At 29.3% G+C, this 618-nt stretch carries 1 protein-coding gene; it reads left to right on the plus strand.

Annotated elements, in window-relative coordinates; genetic code table 11:
• On the plus strand, positions 1 to 412 hold a 412-nt coding region (locus KLA_RS17380), incomplete at its 5' end, for a hypothetical protein (RefSeq protein ID WP_034647515.1).
• Positions 413 to 618: the final 206 nt, after the last annotated feature.

Raw genomic sequence — 618 nt, forward strand, 5'->3', positions numbered from 1 at the left:
ACAAAAAATAATCAGTTATTTTAAAATGTACAAAAAAAAGTATGAAGAAAAAAATGTAAACGCAATAGTGAATTTGAATTACCATAATGAGTTAAGAGTATCCTCTAGTGAGTATGAGAAAAAAAAGCAAATAAATAATATATGGAAAGAATATAGTTCAGAAGTAAGCATTGTTGACAAAGAATTTCAGCCATTAGAGGACTATGAGTTGGCTTTTTTTGGAGATGGAAAAATAGCAACTTTAAAATTTACCAGTAATATAAATGGAGATTCTCGATTAAGAGGAGAGTCTGCTTTATATTTTTTGTACGATGATAAATACATGGCTCGTTTTCTAGGTGTGTATTTATATATGGATAAAGACAAATACACGCGTACAGATGAAGCCATACAGTTAGAAATGATTAAATAATATGTTTAAAAAATTATTTTTTTATAGTTGGTTTTTAGTGTTTTGGGGTAGCTGCGCCCAAAACACTAAAACCACTAAAAATATGAACACTGCAGACCAAGATAGTATTACCATACATAATGTTACAGATAAAATGTGGCAAGCTAAGCCAAATTATAATAAGCAACCTATGTACTTACTACGCATAAACCAAGAGTATTGTACCT

It is taken from the genome of Cellulophaga geojensis KL-A, from assembly GCF_000568425.1.
Classification (GTDB): Bacteria; Bacteroidota; Bacteroidia; order Flavobacteriales; family Flavobacteriaceae; genus Cellulophaga; species Cellulophaga lytica.